This is a genomic window from Psychrobacter sp. UBA2514 (genome assembly GCF_002341255.1).
Taxonomy (GTDB): domain Bacteria; phylum Pseudomonadota; class Gammaproteobacteria; order Pseudomonadales; family Moraxellaceae; genus Psychrobacter; species Psychrobacter pacificensis.
Map to the genome: position 1 here is coordinate 31,773 of NZ_DDNS01000023.1, position 21,283 is coordinate 53,055.

Consider the following 21,283-nt stretch of genomic DNA (forward strand, 5'->3'; position numbering starts at 1 on the left):
TTGATCGAAAATTATTTTAAATAAGTCTTGACGATCAAAAATAGGCTGCTATAATACGCAGCCTATACAGAGTTAACCCTGTAGCCCAATTCGATAATATTTATTTAATAGACATTATCTTCTAACATGCCAGTGTGATGGAATTGGTAGACATGACGGATTCAAAATCCGTTGCCTTTAAAAGCGTGTCGGTTCGAGTCCGACCACTGGTACCATATAGCAGTACGATCTAACCTCCCTTTTCGGAGGTTTTTTTGTGTCTGTTACTTTTATATATCTGTGATATTCTTTGTTTACATCGCTACTTCAGATTCTCTAACAACACTTATCTTAATCGGTACGGCATAGCTCCATGGCATGCCAGCACTGCAATAAAAAGACCCATTACGAAACGACACAATATACGCGGTAAAGTCATTACCACAATGATCCATCATAGCTTGCTCGTCGCTGTCATCGCAAACTGCACACCATATTCGTTTTTCGCCGCGTGCTAGCATTGCCCGTGTTAAATCACTCCCTTTCAATTCGTTATTCATTTTCTGCTCCTTGGTCGTTCTGAACTCTCTAGTAACGATATTTTTTTCAAGAGCTAATCTACCAGTACTCAATGCACAAGTTTGGTATGAGCGCTACAAACAACGTCTTTTTACAGTACTAAAAATATATGAGGCGTTAACTATTCTTGTTACCGTGCCTATTACTGTGAATACTTATAGTTTAAAACTTTAATCTGCCAACTATAATAGATGTCCATCAAATTTACGATGAATGGCAGCTCTATTAAGATAGACGGTTTATTAAAATAAGATAACTTGACACACCTCTTAATAAAAGATGCTGATAGAAAACAACTGTTCGCTAACATTAGCATAAGGTTTATAAAGCTGTCTTGTTTACTGTACATAATATTACAATATATTTAATTACCGATATATATCAATAGTTAAATATTATTGCGGTTTAGTCAAAAATTTACGGAAAAGCTACTTTGGTCTCTAACAATTGATAATAGAAAAAGCCATTAATTTAGGTAAAATATTGGATATGACAGACTCTACTCAATTGAACTCCCGTAAAATCATTCATATCGATATGGATGCTTTTTATGCCAGTGTGGAGCAGCGTGACTTTCCTGAACTACGTGGTAAACCATTGGTGGTTGGTGGCGATCCTAATGGTCGATGTGTGGTTGCCGCTGCCAGTTATGAGGTGCGTCAATTCGGTGTACGCTCTGCAATGTCATGCTATGAAGCTCGCAAACGTTGCCCAGAAGTGATATTTGTAAGACCGCGTTTCGAGGTTTATCGAGCGGTCAGTAGTGATATTCGCCGCATTATGCATAGTTTAACGCCCCATGTGGAGCCGCTATCATTAGATGAAGCGTATCTTGATGTCACAGGGTTATCTGTACACAAAGGCTCAGCGACATTGATGGCCAATTGGTTACGTGCGCAGATATTGGAATATACAGGATTGACTGCTTCTGCTGGCGTGTCATTTAATAAAATGCTCGCCAAGATTGCCTCTGACATCAATAAGCCTAACGGTACAGCCATCATCACGCCAAAAGAGGCAGATCACTTTATTAGCACGCTACCCATTGAGCGGTTTCATGGCATAGGCAAAGCAACGGCAAAGCGCTTACATGCGATGGGTGTGAGTAATGGCGCTGATCTTCGGCGTACACCAGCTGCCGTATTGGTACAAGAATTTGGTAAACGTGGTCAGTTTTATCATGATATTGCTCATGGCCGCGATGCGCGCCCTGTAAAGTCTGAACGCACGCACAAGTCTGTTGGTTCAGAGACCACATTTAAAGATAATCTAAATGATGATGACGCGCTACTCACCCAAATATATGAGCAAAACGCCGATGCCTTTAATCAAATGCACCAAAAGCAGTTAGTCGCTCATACCATTACTCTAAAAATCAAATATTCAGACTTTACTCAAATCACTCGCTCACACACGCTTTCTACGACGTTTGATAGCGCTGAGTCTGCACATTATTGGCTAGACAAGCTATTCTTGGATATTCCACGCCAGCTGCCTATTCGGCTAGTTGGTGTGACTTTTTCTTCGTTAGTACCTGCCGCTCAGTTACTGCCTCAACTAAATCTATTCGAGTAAATTAGTCTACAATTGATAAAAACTTCTTTGTAAGTTGACATAGCCTATAATATTTACTTAGGCTATTTACAGGTTTGAAGCATATCTTATACATGATTACTGCTGAGCAAAGTATCCTCTCACAAAGGTATTTCTGCTACAATTATGCCGAAATCCCTATCCATTTAAAGACTGATTATGACCGACTTTCACATTGACTCTGCTGATACTGACGCGCCAACTGATACCGACAAAAACAACGACGTCTTAGATTATCTGAGCGTTGAAGATTATGACTATGAGCTGCCAGACAGTCTGATTGCACGCTACCCATTAGCGCAGCGCTCTGCTTCAAAACTTCTATACTTGCCAGCTCGTACTCAAATAAATGACACTCGTGTAGAAGATCGTTTGTTTTCTGAGTTGCCTCACTTATTAGAGGCTGGAGATCTGATTGTCTTTAATGATACCAAGGTGATGAAAGCACGCTTATTTGGTCAAAAGGATACTGGCGGTAAACTTGAAGTACTGATTGAACGCCTAGTTGGTATCTCGGACTTGGATGAAGTGCCACTGCATCTAAAAGACACCAATGATGAAGCAGTTAATCAAGAGCATATTGCCCTTTGCCATGTAAAAGCCAGCAAAGCGCTCAAGCTTGGTCAACGCTTACAACTTGCCGATGGTCATATGAGCGCTACGATGATTGGTCGCCAAGACAACTTATTCATTTTGGCGTTTGATGCGCCGATATTGCCGCATCTAGAGCTTTATGGTGAACTGCCTATCCCGCCCTACTTTGAGCGCCATGCTGATGACACTGACAACACTCGTTATCAAACCGTTTTTCATGATCCTGCCAAGCTCGCCAGCGTGGCTGCACCAACGGCAAGCTTACACTTCGATGAATCCGTACTGAGCAAGCTTGACGAGAAAGGTATCAACACCGCTTTTGTCACATTGCACGTTGGGGCGGGTACTTTTGCTCCCGTCAAAACAGACAATCTGCTCAATCACACCATGCATAGTGAATACGCGCATTTGCCGCAGGCCACGGCAGACCTCATCAATCAAACGCACGCGAATGGTAAAAAGGTTATTGCGATTGGTACCACAGTGACACGGGTTCTTGAGACAGCATATCAACAGACTGCCATTGAAGGTCAGGCACTTTCTAGTTGGTCAGGCGATACAGATATATTTATTTACCCTGGGTTCAAATTCGGCGTTATCGATCGGTTATTGACCAATTTCCACTTACCTAAATCGACACTACTAATGCTAGTATCAGCATTCGCAGGTAAGGCATCTATTGAACACGCCTATCAACATGCTATCGAAAAACAGTATCGATTCTTTAGTTATGGCGATGCCATGCTACTAGATAAAAAAGCTCAGTGAACACTACAAAGACACTTTGTGCATTGGACACAACAGTTGTGAAATAAACTGGTAAACTAAACGGTATTTTGTTATAACAGCAAAGACAACTTATTATACTAAAGGGCTGCTCATGTCTTGTCATCTATCTCGTCGCTTGACTACTGTACATCGCGCGGTATCGATGGCACTATTTTGTTCTGTAGGGTCCGCCGTGTTAGTGCCGAGCGTACAAGCAGCAACCATTGGTAAGACGGTGGTCACTTCGGCCCAGCATGAGCCTTTAGTAGCGAGCATCGTCGTCAGTAACATTCAATCAGCTGACTTTTCTGCCAGTTTGGCAAACTCGACCATTTACCAGCAAATGGGGTTGACCCCGACTGACTCTATGACAGTGCGTTTTCAGCCTACTTCGGCGACCAGCGGTCAAGTTTTTATTACCACATCACAGCCTGTGTCTAAGCCTTTTGCTGATGTCGTTTTAGCGATTAATGATAATGGTCGGCAAAATATGGTACCAAAAACGCTACTGATGCCATTAAAAGATAGTGTACCTATCAATACTGGTAAGAATATCGCCACAGGTGCCAAGAAGCCAAATTTGCCTAGCGTTTCTGTAAGTAATGCCATGCCTTTGACGGTCAGAAAAGGCGCGCCGCCGCCACTGATGTCGGCCCCTGCTATATCCTCGCCCAAGTTATCAAAACCAAGCAAACCAGCGACTGAATTGTTGGCTTCTACATCACCAGCACCTAATATTAAGGCGCCAACAGTGACGGCTATCTCACAGGTCAACAGTCTTACCTATACACCTAGCCGTCTCAATAATGGTCGCTTAAACAGCAATGCTGACATAAAGAATAATACCGGTCATTCAACTGCTATTGGTAACAGCCAAAGCTCGGTGAACACTTCGGATAACAGTGGATTAAGTGTAGCAAGTAGTAGTAGCGGTACCATGACACCTGATGATAAAGGCGGTACTGAGGCGCGCACTCATAACAACGTAGTTGCGGCAGATAAGCCAAGTACTGACAAGCAGCTTGATATCCTAAACATACAAGTGACGCGCCAAATACAGCCAAGCAGTAAGGCAGACTCTGACCTCATGGCAAGCTCACCTGTCAAAGCAACAACCACTAAAGCGAGAGATGACTCAAAAAGTGCAATCGACTCAGACAATCGTGTTATCGCCGCAGCTCAAGGCAGTAATATACCTGATAACACAGCATTGCCTCCACCAGCTAAAGTGCCCAGTCGCTCAATGAGCACTGGCAATGAAACAACAAATCATGCAACAACTCAGTATCAGGTGCAACGCAATGATAGTTTGTGGATGATCGCGGAGCAGATAGCGCGCGAGAATAATCTCGATACGCCAACAGTAATGAAACAAATTCAGTCACAGAACCCTGATGCTTTTATCAATCAAGATGCTGACCAACTAAAAGCAGATGCTAAGCTTCGTTTACCTAGCTACGATGTTATACCGTCACAGCAAAGCTTAGAAGCAGCCATTAGTGCCCAAAGACAATACAGTCGTAGAGCAAATACGCCTGTGGTAAAAAAATCAGCGCAAACAGCACCCAAAAAGTCGTCTGAGACAGTAAAGGCGGCCAGCGTACCTAAGAAACCGACTACCACTAAAACACAGAAACTGCCACAAGCACAGTTTTCTGTACTTGCCCCTGGTCATGATGGTAATGCAGATGGCACTCAGGCGAAATCAGCGGCAGATAAAGGCAATGGTCTAAGCACCGATATATTAGCAGCGCTAAAAGCATCAAGACAAGAGACTGCCTCACAAGCTCAGCGCTTGTCAAAAACCAGCAGCGCGCTGGACAACTATACGAAAAAGCTTCAATTACAAAATCAAAAACTGGCTGAGCTACAAGCTCGTCTCAAAAAACTACGCAATCAATAATTGCCTAACGGATCAACGCACGATGCTGTGATCTTAGGAGTAGGAATAACTATGGACAATATGCTATATATCATCGCCGGATTGGTGCTTATCCTGTTAGTCGCTGTTTTTTTATTGCGCAAAAATAAAGCACAAAACCAAAGTGTACAACCACCTGCAAGCTCAGTAAAAAATACCGCTGCACCAGCATCAAAAACGGATTATGGCACTGCTGCCCAAACCAATCAAAATGATAGCAATAAGTTCGATCATATTACGATTGCCCAGCGTTTCATGGATCAACAGCGCTACGACAAAGCCATTGAAACGATCAATCGTGGACTAAACGAAAAGCCTAATGACAGTCAGTTATCTATTAAGCTATTGAGCATATACGCTACGCTAGATCAGCCAGAAAACTTTCATGATGTCTATAACCGCATTAAAATGCATAACGATGCCAAAACCATTACGCTTGCTGATGAATTAAAAGATTTATACATTGGAGAGCAAAGTCCAGTAGCCACGCCAGAAGTAGCAATAGAAGATAATAATGATCGTTTTGATAGTTTAGATTTCGATTTATCTACTACTAATCAAGCCGATGATACCGCTAACATATCTGCTCGTCCTGTTATTGAAGATAGTAATGATGCTGTAATAGATGAACCTATCGATAGCTCAGTGTTTTCAAGTGAGTCTACTGAAAACGTAGACGATAGCTTTGATCTGACGCTCAGTGACTTAGAAGATGATTTCAATGAGTCAAATGCTACTGATGAGACTCCTGTTACATCATTGGCCACGGATGAGGATAGCCTTTATATTTCTACAAGCGACCATACTAATACCATCGAAAATAACGAGGCCAAGAATGATGAGGTCATAGAAGACAACGACCTTAGTGACTTTGAGTTCGATTTTGAATCACCTGCAGAAAACACTTTAATTAAAAATTCTGACGTATCAGATGTTCAAGACAGTGAAAGCGAAGCATTAGTGTTAGAAGACGACTTCATCTTAGATTTTGATGATTTAGCAGCCGATGCAGATAAAGATGATTCTGTTAATAAAAATGAAGAAGAAGCTTCTAGCAATGCTGTCCAAAACATTGAAGATGACTTTACTTTATCTTTAGACGATCTGAATGAATCAGACGACATTGATACCGTTAACACTTTCGCGATTAATGAGCCATCTACTACTGACGTAAGTAACGATATTGATGGCTTTGTTTTGGAAGATATTGACTTTGAAAACGCTGATAATGACAGTAGCACTCTCGAAGATGATAGCGTTGCAAACTTAAGTTTTGAAGAACAACTGATCAACGATGACACCGACATTGATGCTTTTGAAGCATCAGATACTACGCCAGTTACGTCGTTAAGATTTGATGATGACACGCCTATAGCTGATGACTTCGATATCATAGAAACTGACTCTTTATTAGATTCTTCCGTAGCGACTCCCCCAGCCTCTACCGTTGCACCAGCAGAACTTGAAACAGATATCAGTCATGAAGCGGTTGAATCAGCAGAAGATTTTTCATCGCGCTTTGCCGCAGATTTTGACTTTGTAAAATCATTAGATAGCAATCAAGTGACGCTAGATTTAGCCAATCAGTATTTACAATTAGGCGAATATGACAGTGCCAAACGTTTGCTTAATGAAGTGATCGCTCAGGGTAATAGTGAGCAGAAACAACAAGCACAACTATTACTTGAGCGCACAGCATAATTAGTCGTTTAAATGCCTATCAGCAAGTATCTCTTATTATCGGAGGCTTGCTGATTTTTTGCATTTAATTCTGATACTATCTATTACTGACCTCTCAACCTGTCACTAATAAACGCTCTGGCGCTTCTTTTTTCATAATTGTTTACTGTGTTGATACTATGCCATCTTCTTTTATGACCAAAACTATGTCTGACCCCATTCAATTAATCTATGCTGGTGGTACCTTTGGTAGCTATGGCAAACCTCTAGCGCCGCTATCGGCAGATATCTTTTTACCTACGCTACAAAAACTATTGGCTGAGCAAGGCAATACGACTGGTTCACCAGAAATTTCATGGCTAGACAACACGCTGATCAAAGACAGCAGCCAGCTTACGCCAGTTGATTTTGTACATTTTTATCAGCTATTACTGAATGCTTATAATCAAGGTGATAAACGCTTTGTCCTGATTAGTGGCACTGACACGTTAAGTTATTTAGGTGCATTTTTAGCAGAAGCGTTTGCCGGTAGCGATATTTGTATTGTGGTCACTGGAAGTATGCGGCCGTTATTAGATAGTGAAGTGATTCACTCCTACGATATCGATGCTCATAGCGACGCTTGGGGCAACCTTAACGACTCATTAAAACTAGCTACGGCTGGTGAATCAGGTGTCAAGATTAGCTTTGGCGGTGAATCGTGGCCTGCACAAACGGTGCAAAAAGTTCATAGTCATGACCTTATGGCATTTACTGGGCATTCTCGAGCAGCATATCCAGCCAACAGTTATATAAAAAATCTCTCAGATACCCGTAGGCAGCATTGGCTTGATGATCAGCAAGACTTACTACCCAATATCAAAGCAAGTGCTGAGCAGGCCAAAATCCATGCTTTATACTGCTTACCTAATGATGTTCAGGTGCTCAATGATCAACTACAAGCGTTATTATCACAGCCGCCTTGTGGCATTATCCTATTAGGATTTGGCGCGGGGAATATTCCCTATTCGGCTGCACTAGCAAAGACGCTTGATTTGGTTCACGAGCATGGACACATGGTGATATCTGCCAGTCAATGTCCGTTTGGCGGTGTGAGCGACAGCTACGCGGCAGGCAGTTGGCAATATGACTACCACATTATTGCTGGTGGACGCTTAACCATCCCTGCTATTTATGCACGGTTGTTATGGTTGCTACTGCGCTATGACAGTCCAGCAAGGCGCCGACAGCGCTGGTTGAATAATGTCAGTCAGCCTGGCACAAGCATCAAAAAGCGATAAATGCTCCTTAATTAATTCCAACTTTATAAGCTTAGAAACCAAAATGTCTAAGATTGAAACTATCGAACCTGAACGTTCACCAACCTATACTTTGGCGATTGCGATTGAGTTTTTGGGTACGCACTATCATGGTTGGCAGCGGCAACGAGAAGTGCTGGGTGTACAAGAAGCACTAGAAACCGCTATCGGCAAGGTCGCCAATGAATCCGTCGAAGTCATCGCCGCTGGACGTACTGATGCCAGTGTCCATGCCAGCAATATGATTGCTCATTTTACCACGCATGCGTATCGCCCTACTCATAACTGGTTACGGGGTGTCAATAGCCTACTACCTGACGATATTGCTTTGCGCTGGATTCAGCCGATGCCAGCTGATTTCCATGCGCGTTTTGGTGCGATTGCTCGTCGTTATCGTTATATCACCCTTAATCAAGCGCAGCGCCCTGCAATACTCAATCATCAGGTTACCCATATCTATGAGCCTTTAGACCTAGCAGCGATGCAAAAGGCAGCTGCCGATATCGTTGGTACTCACAATTTTAGCAGCTACCGTGCGGCAGCCTGTCAGTCCAATCAGCCAGTACGTACCGTCAGTCATGCCGACCTTTTCGCTCATGGTCAGTTTATAGTGTTCGATATACAGGCAGATGGATTTTTGCATCACATGGTTCGTAACTTGATGGGTACGCTATACGCGATTGGCAGACATGAGCTAGAACCAGCAGACTTTTTAAATATTTTGAGCAAAGAGGATCGGACAATTGCGCCGCCTACGGCCTCAGGGGATGGCTTGTATTTCATCAATGCCTATTATCCTGAGCATTTCCAGCGCCTATTGCCGCAAGCACCCCTCACACCGATTTGGTTAAACTTACCTGACTAAATCAGTGTAAATTAGCATACATATCACTTACATGCTGTCAAGTCAAAACCAGGTTCTGTATTGCTTTAATCCGCTAACTTACGTATAATATGGGCTTATTTTTAATTGATTGATACAAATTATGGCAAAAGACGATATTATCGAATTTGAAGGCGAAGTCATTGATACCCTTCCTAACACTTTGTTCAAAGTTCGTTTAGAAAACGGACACGAAATCATTGCACACATCTCAGGTAAGATGCGTAAGCACTATATTCGTATCTTGACAGGTGACAAAGTTAAGGTTGAAATGACCCCTTATGACCTATCTAAAGGTCGTATTACTTACCGTGGTAAAAACTAAATACTCGCCAACCCATATGGTTATAAAAGTATTTATAAAAATACAGCCAATAACCAAATAGCTACTTTATCGCTGATAGCTGATATAGACGCTTGAGTAGTTTGACTGATAATAATAATGAAAACGCTAACCTGCTCATTATTGCCTATCACTGTTTTAGCTATTTAGTGTTCGCTGTTTGTTTTACCATAAAAAATACCGCTAAATTTCAGCGGTATTTTTTTGTCTGCGTTTTATGAAATAATTAAACGATGAGTTATTTGAACTCGACAGTGGCATCGTTCTTGATAACACCTAATAGGCTCAGTGCATCCCAGTTAGTGAGGCGAACACAACCTGCTGATGCCTGACGACTGATACGTTCAGGATCGGGTGATCCATGAATGCCATACGATGGTTTGCTAAGGCCTATCCATACCACACCAACGGGATTGTTAGGGCCTGGCGGGATAATAGATTTTTTGCCATTATCGCTAGTATAGGTGTAATTTGGCTCGTGAATTTTGACTTTGACTTTATGCGTACCCGTTGGCGAAGGTGTTGCTGTGCTACCTACTGTGGTTGGATAGCTGGCAACCAGATTGTCACTGTCATCGTATGCATATAGGGTTTGCGTGTCTTTATCAGCGACCACTCGGCTCACTGGTGTTGTATTAGGGTTTCCTGGGTTATAGACAATGATGGTTTCGCCACTTTTAAAGCTGGCATTTGGGTTAAGCGATTTGAGATAATCACGACTGATATGAAATTTTTCGCCCAAGGCTTCAAGGACGCTTTCATAATACATACCATCTAGCTTGGCTTTGGCTTCAGCACTAGCAGGAATTTGGGTAGTTTTGACATTCACATCAGCATCTGTCAGCTGATAACTGACCAATACAGGCTGTGAAGTAAGCGTAGAGTTCTTAGTCAATGCTTGCCACGTCTCTTCATTGACCGCTTCAGTTACTGGTAATCCTTGAGCCTTTTGAAAAGCTTGCATGGCTTTACGCGTGTTTTTGCCCCAATAGCCATCCACTGCACCCACACCACTATGATTCCAGTTCAGTAGCGCTTGTAATTTGGTAGCAACATTACGATCAATTTTGGTATCAGCTTTCCATGTTGCTTCATTTACCTTTTTAGCAGTTTCTGATAGATTTTCTGTACTGTATTCAATTTTGGTTAGTAATTCATTTAGCGAATTTGCGGCTTTGCTATTACCCTCTATTTGCTGACTAACACCGTTGGTTACTGGACTAATATCGTTACTATCAGCCATCGTGCTGTCCATCGTATCAGCATCGATACTGTTGCTATTAGTTTGGTTACTAGTAGATTGGTTGCTACTAGTACTCATCTTTGCTTCGGTTCCTGCATGGTTATTATTATCTGTTGTAGTGCCTGTCATACCACTATTAGACGACTTGCTGTCATTAGCCGTTTGTGCGCTATTATTAGCATTGCTACTACAACCTACTAATAATGCGGACGTTGTACCCATCGCTATAACAAGGCTGCTAACCTTAAGTAATTGAGACATAAAAAAACTCCCTAAATAGTTACCATATATCAAAAAATATCGAAAAATTTATTATAGAAATATATTGCCATAGTCTTGCCACTATTCCCTAACAGCTTTATGTTAATAACTGACTCTTCCTACTGTGCATTTGTTAAGAGGGTGAACAAACGCACTGATCCGTTTACAATAAGGCATGACTCAATACCATATAACAGAAAAAACCCATAAATTGCTCAGCAACTTATGGGTATAAAATGAACGAGATTAAACTGTAAAAACTACCTTAAAATGGTCTACATTAGATTAGCTGACTTATACCAGTTTAGCCAATACCGCTTGCCCCATCTCTTGACAGCCCACTTGCTTGAGTCCAGCTTCACTGCTGTCTAAAATATCAAGCGTACGCAGACCATCATCAAGCACCTCACTGACTGCTTGCTCGATCGCTTGTGCGGCTTCCTCTTGCTTAAAGGTATAACGCAGCATCATAGCGACAGACAAAATAGTCGCCAATGGATTGGCTTTATCTTGCCCAGCGATATCAGGCGCAGAACCATGACATGGCTCATACATACCTTTGCCATTCTCATCCAAGCTCGCTGATGGCAGCATACCAATAGAACCGGTCAACATTGCCGCTTCATCAGATAAGATATCACCAAACATATTGCCTGTTACCATGACATCAAACTGCTTAGGATCTTTGATCAACTGCATACAAGCATTGTCAGCATACATGTGGGATAACGCCACATCGCTATACTCTGCTTGCTGCATCTGAATCATTGTTTGTTTCCACAGCTCAGTCACTTCTAAGACGTTGGCTTTGTCTACTGAACATACCTTGGCAGCTGTACCTGCGGCTTGGGCACGGGTTTTTGCTAACTCAAAAGCAACTTTACCGATACGCTGAATCTCACTGGTGCTATACACCATCGTGTTATAGCCTTGCTGCTCACCATTTTCTAGTGTGCGAATACCACGTGGCTCGCCAAAATAAATGCCACCCGTCAGTTCGCGAACAATCAGCAAATCTAAACCAGATATAATTTCAGGCTTGATACTTGACGCATTGGCTAGCTGCGGATAAAGCTTTGCCACACGTAAATTGGCAAACAAACCCAGCTCACCACGGATTTTAAGCAGACCGCGCTCAGGGCGCTTACTACGTTCAATCGTATCCCATTTAGGGCCACCGACAGCGCCTAATAATACAGCATCTGCTGCACGTGCACGCGCTAATGTTTCATCAGGTAAAGGCTCACCTGTGGCATCAATAGCCACACCACCAATCAATCCAGACTCTAATGTCAAATCAAGTGAAAACTTCTCATTGACGGCTTTGAGCACGTCAATGGCTTGAGTCATGATTTCAGGGCCAATACCATCGCCCGCTAATGTTAAAATCGTTGCCATACTAATCCTTTTGGACATATTTTTATCAATTAATTTTTATTACGCTGTGGTCGTTTTAGGTTTAGATGCTGACGTCACTGCTCTGACCATGCCTGTCTCTACAAACTCACCTTGGTGCTCAGACTCTAACTGTTTACAGAATCGGCGCTGCACCTTATTACCTTGTAATAGATCAATACATAAAGGCTCAGGCGACGCTGTATCCAACAAACTGCCAGATTTTTCACTACTTTTCTTTTGATAAGCACGTAACTCGTAAGTACCTGCGTCCGCAAAATCATGAATCATCGCAAAACGCTCAACGTATCCCATGTTATTCTCTGGATAAAAATTGACATGGACTTCACGTTTTGCAGGCATCACCCGTGCATAATAGTTGGTCAACCCTGGCATACCAGATGCGGCTAGTGGCACTATCTTTATAGAGTTTTTACTCATGAGCGGTGTCATCTCTATGCTCATTTGGGGCGTTGCAGTACCTTTATAACTTGGTAAAGCCTCTACAATCTGAGGATTAATTGGCTCATGATTATCAGGAGAAATAACCAGTGTCTTATCTATTTGCACGATTTCACAGTGGTAAGTACCCACGCACGCGATATTTACTTCGCCAGCAACGGGTTGGATCTTACCTACCCACGCTTTCGCACTTTCTGCCTCATCTATTTTTTGATAGCCCGTCAATAGCTGGCAGCCTGACAAAAATAAGCTTGCAGCAACAATCGTACTTGTCGATAGAGCATAACGTTTTTTATTCATAATGGCGGCTACTGTTTATCAGAAAGATAATTTATAAGAAAGATAATTTATAAGAAAGATAATAAAGTATGGTAAAAACTACCCTTCATTTTAGCCAGTTCACCGCCATAACTCAACGATGCGTTGCGACTGGCCAGCAGTTTTGTGAGCAAGGCATCATAAAATCCTTACCTAAGCGCGTACGTCGTTAAAGATCCACGGCGTTTTTTGCATCATTTTATGCTCGTAGTCTTTGATAGCATCGCTTTGCTGCAAGGTTAAACCGATATCATCTAGCCCATTTAACAAGCAATGTTTGCGAAAAGCATCCACTTCAAAGGCATACTCTTCGCCTGTTGGCGTGATGACTACCTGACGCTCAAGATCTGCCGTCAGCTCATAGCCTTCATTAGCAACAGTCGCCTTCATTAAAGTATCCACAATTGCTTCATCTAGTACAATCGGTAACATGCCATTTTTAAAGCAGTTATTGTAAAAGATATCAGCAAAGCTTGGTGCGATAACCGTACGAAAGCCATACTCAGAAAGTGCCCAAGGTGCATGCTCACGACTAGAGCCGCAGCCAAAGTTTCTGCGTGCTAGCAATATAGTAGCGCCTTGATAGCGAGGTTTATTCAATACAAAGTCTGGATTGATAACACGTGTGCTGGGGTCTTGGCCTGGATATCCTTCATCAAGATAGCGCCAATCATCAAATAAATTCACGCCAAAGCCTGTACGTTTAATAGACTTCAAAAACTGTTTTGCGATAATTTGATCGGTATCGACGTTTGCGCGATCAAGTGGGCAAACGATACCGGTTTGGGTGTTATAAGCTTGCATAAAATTTCCTATCAATTATATTTTTGCTGGCTGACGATCTTGATAAGCGTATTAAACAGTAAATAAATTTTTACCGTTTTGACACCATGCTCATATATTTATCGTTGATATAAGCATGATGTCAGCTACTTATTATCAGTCTTAAAACGTACGAACGTCTACAAAATGACCTGCCAACGCTGCTGCAGCTGCCATTGCTGGACTGACCAAATGCGTACGACCACCATTACCCTGACGACCTTCGAAATTACGATTAGACGTCGATGCACAATGCTCTTGCGGCTCAAGTTTGTCTGCATTCATGGCAAGACACATTGAACAACCCGGCTCACGCCATTCAAAACCCGCTTCGGTAAACAAAGCATCTAAACCTTCAGCCTCTGCTTGTAGTTTTACTTGTCCAGAGCCTGCAACAACGATGGCTTCTTTGATATTATCAGCCACTTTGCGTCCTTTGATAACTGCTGCAGCGTCCCGCAAATCTTCGATACGCGAATTGGTACATGAGCCAATAAATATACGATCAAGCTGAATGTCCGTGATTTTCTGACCAGCTTCTAGACCCATATAGGTATATGCGCGTAACCAACCCTCTTCTTGGGCTTCATCAATGGCTTGGTCAGGTGTCGGTACCGATTGGGTGATATCAACGACCATCTCAGGCGAGGTACCCCAAGATACTTGCGGTGCTATTTGGCTACCATCGATCTCAACCACGGTATCAAATACTGCGTCATCATCTGAATATAATGTACGCCAGTAGGCTTCAGCTTGTGGCCACTGTGACTCGTTTGGCGCGTACGGGCGACCTTTAACATAGTCTATCGTCGTATCATCAACGGCCACCATACCCACGCGAGCACCAGCCTCAATTGCCATGTTACAGACAGTCATACGACCTTCCATACTCATGTCTTCAAACACTTGACCTGCAAATTCAATCGCATGTCCAGTTCCGCCTGCCGTACCGATCTTCGCAATAATGGCCAGCACGACGTCTTTTGAGGTCACGCCCGCACCAAGTTGACCAGTGACGCGGATTTGCATATTTTTTGATTTCTTTTGGATCAAGCACTGCGTTGCCAATACGTGCTCAACTTCAGAAGTGCCGATACCATGTGCCAAGCAACCAAGTGCGCCATGTGTCGCTGTATGCGAATCACCGCAAACAACGGTCATACCTGGCAATACAAGACCTTGCTCAGGACCAACGACATGCAAAATTCCTTGACGCGCATCGTTGATTGTAAATTCTGCGATATCAAATTTGGTGCAGTTCTCATCCAATGTGACAACCTGCAGACGTGATACCTTGTCTTTAATACCAGGGACACCTGCTGAGCGCTCTTTGGTGACTGTTGGCACATTGTGGTCAGGACTGGCGATATTGGCAGACAAACGCCATGGTGCTCTATTGGCAAGCTCCAACCCTTCAAACGCTTGTGGACTCGTCACTTCATGCAACAGATGGCGATCGATATAAATTAAGCTCGAACCGTCGTCACGCTTGGTGACTTCATGAGCATTCCAAAGTTTGTCATATAAAGTTTGACCGGCCATGATGCTATCCTTTATTAATTACTACTGACTTGATTTTCGCTTGCTCACCTGTTGGTAAGCTAAGGTTCTGTTTGTTCAATTAACGATTAGATTTATCTATAATGTCGTATTTAACTGCATGATAGCTCTTTATGATTTGTGTGAGAGCATCATTTTGCAATAACTTCTACCTAATCAATGATATTGAAATATATATTCTAGAATTGCTATATTTTGTGTAGTATAAATATTATTCATTAATAATTTTAGATTTGTGGCTATAAGCAGCGCCTAAACACGCTTGAGACTGCAAATAATCAACTTAAAAGAATAAATATGTGACAATACGCCTTGATATCTTGTGATTATAGCAGGCAAATCCTATAATAATAATTGATGATTTTTAACCAGATGCAAACTTTTATTTTTAATACGTTATCATTGGCTCAGCCCACTTTTATTTATAGCTCATAAAGTAGCTAAGGAAATCCGTTTGAACACCACAAACTTGACGACATTCGTTACCGTTATGCACACTGGCAGTATTTCAGGTGCCGCAGAAAAGCTGTTCATCACTCAGCCTGCCGTCAGTAAGCGCATCAAAAACTTAGAAGATGAGTTTAACATTACTTTGTTTGATACTGTAGGCCGCGGGATTGTACCCACGCAGGCTGCTATTGAGATGCTGCCACATGCAAAACGCTGGTTGGAAGATTATGAGAATTTTAAGATTAACTTGCAGCATTCTCAGCATATCGTCTCTGGCAAGCTTGTCATTGGTACAAGCCATCATATTGGTTTACATCATCTAGCACCCGTGCTTAAGCATTTTATTCAGACTTATCCTGCTGTTCAGTTAGAAGTTCATTTTGTTGACTCAGAAAAGGCCCACAAAGCAGTACTGGACGGCGATCTGTCATTGGCGTTTGTCACGCTACCGCCTGTATATGATAAGCGCCTAACCTATCATACGCTTTGGTCAGATCCACTATATTTTATGACAGGGACATTATCACCTCTAGCGACCAAATCTAATGTCACTTTAGAGCAGTTAGCACGCTATCCTGCTATTCTACCGTCTGCCAATACCTTTACCAGTCAGATTACTTTGGCTGAGTTTGCTAAGCATAACCTAAAACCTTATGCCACGATGAGTACCAATCCGCTTGAATCTATTCGAATGCTGGTTTCTGTTGGACTGGGTTGGTCAGTCCTTCCGCAAACTATGGTCAGTCAAGATTTGGAACGTATAGATATGGCAGATAACATTGAGTTACAACGCTATTTAGGTGTGGTTATCAATCCGAAGCTAACACAATCTAGTAGCGTAACCGCACTACTAGATTTGCTGGCGCCGATTGAGTAAAAACCTCCCAATACAACAATTTAGGTATTTAAGCTATTCGCATTCGTGACTCTCATACGTTATAATATGCTTGACGTTGTTTTAATAACAAAAATTTACCACAAGGACACTGATAGTCATATATTGAATACTTCTAGTAAGATATGATGGTTAACAGTAGGTTTAATGGTTTCGCTGATTGGTTATGTAGGTTGCTAATACTCATATATAAATAGCAGATGCGAGCAATAACAGCAGATAAGTGGAATGCGAGGTTCCCATTGTTCTCTATCTCTATATGAGTGCTAGCCATATAACGACATCAATCATATAAAACTACAAAAGATACTGAAAAAAGCCATTATGTCTTAATTAATGGCTTTTTTTGTCTTTAAACATTGTTTGAGATATTTTGTTTGAGGCATCGTCTTTTAAGACAGAACTTTTATAGTTAAAAAATAATTAAAGCCAACGATGTTGGTTAAGGATAACTTATATGAACGGAGTTTCTAGTGGCGTGCTTATATCACTTGGCGCCTATTTTTTAGTGATGATTGGAATTGGTGTTTATGCTTATTTTAAGCAAGCCAATGATACCGAGGGTTATCTTTTAGGAGGACGTAATCTAGGTCCAGCAGTTACTGCACTTTCAGCAGGCGCATCGGACATGTCAGGTTGGTTGCTACTCGGACTACCAGGCTATATGTATGCAGATGGTGTGGTGAGTATTTGGATCGCACTTGGTTTGACCCTTGGTGCCTTCTTAAACTATATCATCGTAGCACCGCGTCTTCGTGTTTATACCGAAGTCGCTGATAACGCTATTACTTTGCCTGACTATTTTGCCAACCGCTTCGAAGATAAATCGCATATGCTGCGTGTAATCTCCGCTTTGGTTATCATTTTATTCTTTACTGTTTACACAGCGGCAAGTCTCGTAGGCGGTGGTAAGCTTTTTGAAAGTTCACTTAACCTATCTTACACCACAGGACTTTGGGTGACTGCTGGCGTCGTTGTCGGTTACACGCTATTCGGTGGTTTCTTAGCAGTATCGATGACTGACTTTGTTCAGGGTATCATCATGCTGTTTGCGATGGTCATTGTACCTCTCGTTGCCTTTACAGATCTTGGCGGTGTTTCAGCCACGACTGAAGCCGTTAGAAACATTGATCCAAGCCTACTAAATATTACTAGCGGTATGAGTATCATCGGTATCATTTCACTCATGGCATGGGGTTTAGGATATTTTGGTCAGCCGCATATTATTGTGCGTTTTATGGCAATCCGCTCAGTACGAGATGTGCCTACTGCACGTAATATCGGTATGGGCTGGATGATTGTCAGTCTTATTGGTGCGCTCATGACTGGTTTTGCTGGTCGTGCTTATGTACAAAAGACAGCTATGACGTTAGATGATCCTGAGACTATCTTTTTAGTATTCACTCAGTTCCTATTCCATCCGTTGGTTTCAGGTTTCCTATTAGCAGCGATTTTAGCGGCCATCATGAGTACCATCTCATCGCAGCTATTGGTAGTATCAAGCTCATTAACCAAAGACGTTTATAAACTATTCTTTGACAGAGATGCACCAGAAGCTCGTCAAGTATTGGTTGGACGTATCTCAGTTGTCGTGGTCGCCATTGTTGCTATCTTGTTAGCTTCTGATCCAGACAGCTCAGTATTGAACCTAGTATCAAACGCATGGGCAGGATTTGGTGCAGCGTTTGGGCCGTTGGTTATTTTCAGTCTCACATGGCGCCGCATGAACCGTAATGGCGCTGTTGCCGGCATGGTTGTGGGTGCATTGACGGTTATCTTATGGATCTATGGTCCTTTCCAAATAGATGGTATGGCACTAAATAGCTGGTTATATGCTATTGTTCCAGGCTTTATCTTAAGTACCATCGCTATTTTTGTAGTCAGTATCATGACGGGCGGTCCAAGAGAATCAGTCGCCGCTAAATACAAAGAGATGGAATTGAACCTGAACAAGTAGGTTTATACAGTAACTTGACCTTATCACTATAAAAAAACCTCGCCACTAATGGCGAGTTTTTTTATTGGTAGCTATTAATTATGATGTAAGTAGCTACTATTATAAGTAGGAAGGCTGCTCTAACCTTCTATTATGAGTATCTACTCTTAATAGAATAGCTATGTACTATTGCCAAATGAATCTGTCTAAACATGCCCCTACCTATATGGATAGCTAACTATCATATAGGTAGCGACAATGGATACATTGCTTATCATTCAATCAACTGGAAGGCAGATATCACACGTATAACAACATATGAGTAGTAAGTAGGTTGTAGCTATCAGTTATTAATTTACTCTCTGTAAAACACTCTAAATATCTTTCCATATCTAAGAGTTTTTATTCACTTCAAAATATTGGAATCAATAAAAAGCGACCTATGATAGGCCGCTTTTTATTGTCTACAGGAGATACAAATCGATTATTTACCCTGATAAGAAATCTTCAAACCAGCAATATAACCATCATTATCTTGGAAATCACCAACGATTTTTCCACTAGGTAGACGACCTTTTGCATCACCGAACCATAAGTATTTACCACCAGCAGACACGGCCCAGTTTTCCGTCACGTTGTATTTGGCACCAAGACCGACGCTGTAATAGCCATCGACAGGACCTAACGACGTTGTTGGATCACCGGCACCACTATCCCAACCCACAGTACCACTGATAGCAAGTGCTGGTGCAACACGCTTGGCAAGACCAAGCTCCACTTGCCATTGGTCATCATCGTATTCAACCAAGTCCAAACCATCAGGGCCGTAATTACGTTTACTAACGTCATTATATAATGGTGGTGTGATGACAAAATCGCTCCATGGTACCCAACGCACTTTTGCCGTTGCTAAAGTAGTCGGATTGATACCTGTTTGGAAATCAAAGTTGACTGATTTAGGGGTTGTAATCTCATAATTACTGTTGCGGTTAGCAGCCGCAGCCCCTATAGCCGCTGCCTGTGCTGGAGTCGCTCCTTGCTGCAAAGCAGCTCCTTGAGCCAAAATACCTGCTATAGGATAATTCTCAGAGATATCTATATCATGATCAATCTCAGAACGATAAGTCAACGCTGCTTTTAGAGCAATTTCAGGCTTGCTATAGGCAATACCTGCGATATAACCATAATCCATATCAGGATTGCTGTTTGACGTATAGCCAGTAGCAGGTCCATAAGCTAAGCCACGCAGCTTGGTTTCAGATTGGATACGCTGAGCAACTGGACCACCATAAATTTGGAAGTTTTTATTGGCACCGAATTTCATTCCCAGAATACCAGTCAAGCTTTGGCTACGGACTTCTACATTAGTATTTTCGCCTGCATTACCTGCTTCAGCTTGTGCTACTGCTACTGCTCCACGCAATCCGTCTAACTGAGCCTGCTGTTCTGGAGTCAAAACACCCGCTGTTTCTCCTGCAGCCAGAGCACCGATTGCACCCTGTGCCGCTGCCAGACTTGGCGCTGCACCATTAGTAATAGAAGCAATAGAAGCGTCGACATCTCCTTCTGAGACGAAGTTACTTTGGGTATATTCAGCAGCAGCACCAAAGGGCTCGTCATATAGCACACCCACACTGAACGTGTCGTTGATATCAGTCTTCACGCCATAGCGGAAAAAGTCATAAGACTCAGCAATATCACCTGTCTTATCACCACGTACATAATCATTTTGAGAAGGGTTAGTGTTAGCACTATCATAACCACTTACATCAGCATCAATATAAGTATAGACGGCTTCTGCATAGGTACCATCTTGAAAGAAAGCAGTGACGTCCTGGCCTGAACGATCAAGACCAGCAGCATTAGTAATGCTAGCGACAGAGAGAGTAGCGATTGCTACTGCAAGGGTTTTCAAGTGAAAGGTAGTGCGCATTATGTATCTCCAACGGTCCTTGTTGTATTACTACTTTGATAATCAATATATAGCATTGCTGCGCTTAACATTGAGAGTCTCAAAGTCGTGTCCTAAGTTGAATACTAATAGCTTTTTGACACTAAAACAACATTTAAAGTGCTTTATTTCTCAATTATGACTGAACAGTACATATAAGATATAAATAAAATGCTGTAGTTTACTTTTTGTCTTTAATGTGATTTTTACGGTGAGGTCTATAGTCAGAAAATAAATATTTTTACCTATAGTCTGTTACATGTGATTTCTAACAACACATAATAAAAAAGCGACCCTTAAAGGATCGCTTTTTTATATTAGTAGCAAACAGTAGACCTCTTGCAAAAGTAGT

16 protein-coding genes and 1 tRNA gene are annotated in these 21,283 nt (G+C 42.1%); 10 read left to right on the forward strand and 7 right to left on the reverse strand.

Translation table 11 applies throughout. The annotated features are described in order from the left end of the window. The first annotated feature begins 128 nt into the window (after positions 1 to 128). Positions 129 to 215: transfer RNA gene (locus B3V51_RS08035), tRNA-Leu, on the forward strand. Between the two features lie 78 nt (positions 216 to 293). On the opposite strand, the gene B3V51_RS08040 is transcribed toward B3V51_RS08035, so the two are convergent. Next, a complete protein-coding gene (locus B3V51_RS08040; protein ID WP_058023809.1) occupies positions 294 to 539 on the reverse strand; it encodes a hypothetical protein in 246 nt (81 codons plus the stop codon). Between the two features lie 508 nt (positions 540 to 1,047). Here B3V51_RS08040 and dinB point away from each other — a divergent pair. The 7 genes from dinB to infA all read left to right on the forward strand — a co-directional run bounded on the left by dinB (position 1,048) and on the right by infA (position 9,620). After that, on the forward strand, positions 1,048 to 2,133 hold the full coding sequence (gene dinB, locus B3V51_RS08045; protein ID WP_286708212.1) for a DNA polymerase IV: 1,086 nt from the start codon (positions 1,048 to 1,050) through the stop codon (positions 2,131 to 2,133). 177 nt (positions 2,134 to 2,310) lie between these two features. Continuing rightward, on the forward strand, positions 2,311 to 3,513 hold the full coding sequence (gene queA, locus B3V51_RS08050; protein ID WP_286708213.1) for a tRNA preQ1(34) S-adenosylmethionine ribosyltransferase-isomerase QueA: 1,203 nt from the start codon (positions 2,311 to 2,313) through the stop codon (positions 3,511 to 3,513). Between the two features lie 112 nt (positions 3,514 to 3,625). Continuing rightward, entirely contained in the window at positions 3,626 to 5,416 is a 1,791-nt protein-coding gene (locus tag B3V51_RS08055; protein WP_286708214.1) for a type IV pilus assembly protein FimV, read from the forward strand. Between the two features lie 51 nt (positions 5,417 to 5,467). Continuing rightward, on the forward strand, positions 5,468 to 7,135 hold the full coding sequence (locus tag B3V51_RS08060; RefSeq protein ID WP_286708215.1) for a FimV/HubP family polar landmark protein: 1,668 nt from the start codon (positions 5,468 to 5,470) through the stop codon (positions 7,133 to 7,135). A gap of 173 nt (positions 7,136 to 7,308) precedes the next feature. Next, positions 7,309 to 8,394 carry an asparaginase gene (locus B3V51_RS08065; RefSeq protein WP_414706374.1) on the forward strand — a complete coding sequence of 362 codons (1,086 nt, stop codon included), beginning with the start codon at positions 7,309 to 7,311 and terminating at the stop codon, positions 8,392 to 8,394. Positions 8,395 to 8,437: 43 nt separating this feature from the next. Beyond that, entirely contained in the window at positions 8,438 to 9,277 is an 840-nt protein-coding gene (truA, locus tag B3V51_RS08070) for a tRNA pseudouridine(38-40) synthase TruA (protein ID WP_071003569.1), read from the forward strand. A 121-nt stretch (positions 9,278 to 9,398) separates the two neighbouring features. After that, the gene (gene infA / locus B3V51_RS08075; RefSeq protein WP_021814850.1) at positions 9,399 to 9,620 is read left to right on the forward strand and encodes a translation initiation factor IF-1; all 222 of its coding nucleotides are present in this window, start codon (positions 9,399 to 9,401) and stop codon (positions 9,618 to 9,620) included. A gap of 256 nt (positions 9,621 to 9,876) precedes the next feature. Here infA and B3V51_RS08080 read toward each other — a convergent pair whose 3' ends face one another. From B3V51_RS08080 to leuC, 5 genes are all read right to left on the reverse strand, one after another. Continuing rightward, a complete protein-coding gene (locus B3V51_RS08080) occupies positions 9,877 to 11,142 on the reverse strand; it encodes a L,D-transpeptidase family protein (RefSeq protein ID WP_286708217.1) in 1,266 nt (421 codons plus the stop codon). Positions 11,143 to 11,436: 294 nt separating this feature from the next. Beyond that, entirely contained in the window at positions 11,437 to 12,540 is a 1,104-nt protein-coding gene (gene leuB / locus B3V51_RS08085; RefSeq protein WP_414706375.1) for a 3-isopropylmalate dehydrogenase, read from the reverse strand. A 39-nt stretch (positions 12,541 to 12,579) separates the two neighbouring features. Further along, a complete protein-coding gene (locus B3V51_RS08090) occupies positions 12,580 to 13,299 on the reverse strand; it encodes a hypothetical protein (protein ID WP_286708219.1) in 720 nt (239 codons plus the stop codon). 171 nt (positions 13,300 to 13,470) lie between these two features. Further along, entirely contained in the window at positions 13,471 to 14,121 is a 651-nt protein-coding gene (gene leuD / locus B3V51_RS08095) for a 3-isopropylmalate dehydratase small subunit (protein ID WP_071001288.1), read from the reverse strand. Positions 14,122 to 14,262: 141 nt separating this feature from the next. Continuing rightward, positions 14,263 to 15,681, reverse strand: a complete 1,419-nt coding sequence (leuC, locus tag B3V51_RS08100; RefSeq protein WP_186474764.1) for a 3-isopropylmalate dehydratase large subunit — start codon at positions 15,679 to 15,681, stop codon at positions 14,263 to 14,265. 472 nt (positions 15,682 to 16,153) lie between these two features. On the opposite strand from leuC, the gene B3V51_RS08105 reads away from it, so the two are divergent. Continuing rightward, the gene (locus tag B3V51_RS08105; RefSeq protein WP_071001286.1) at positions 16,154 to 17,026 is read left to right on the forward strand and encodes a LysR family transcriptional regulator; all 873 of its coding nucleotides are present in this window, start codon (positions 16,154 to 16,156) and stop codon (positions 17,024 to 17,026) included. A 475-nt stretch (positions 17,027 to 17,501) separates the two neighbouring features. Beyond that, positions 17,502 to 19,001, forward strand: a complete 1,500-nt coding sequence (gene putP, locus B3V51_RS08110) for a sodium/proline symporter PutP (RefSeq protein ID WP_286708220.1) — start codon at positions 17,502 to 17,504, stop codon at positions 18,999 to 19,001. 463 nt (positions 19,002 to 19,464) lie between these two features. Here the strand turns inward: putP and B3V51_RS08115 are convergent, their stop codons facing one another. Then, positions 19,465 to 20,913, reverse strand: a complete 1,449-nt coding sequence (locus B3V51_RS08115) for an outer membrane protein transport protein (RefSeq protein WP_286708221.1) — start codon at positions 20,911 to 20,913, stop codon at positions 19,465 to 19,467. Between the last annotated feature and the right edge of the window lie 370 nt (positions 20,914 to 21,283).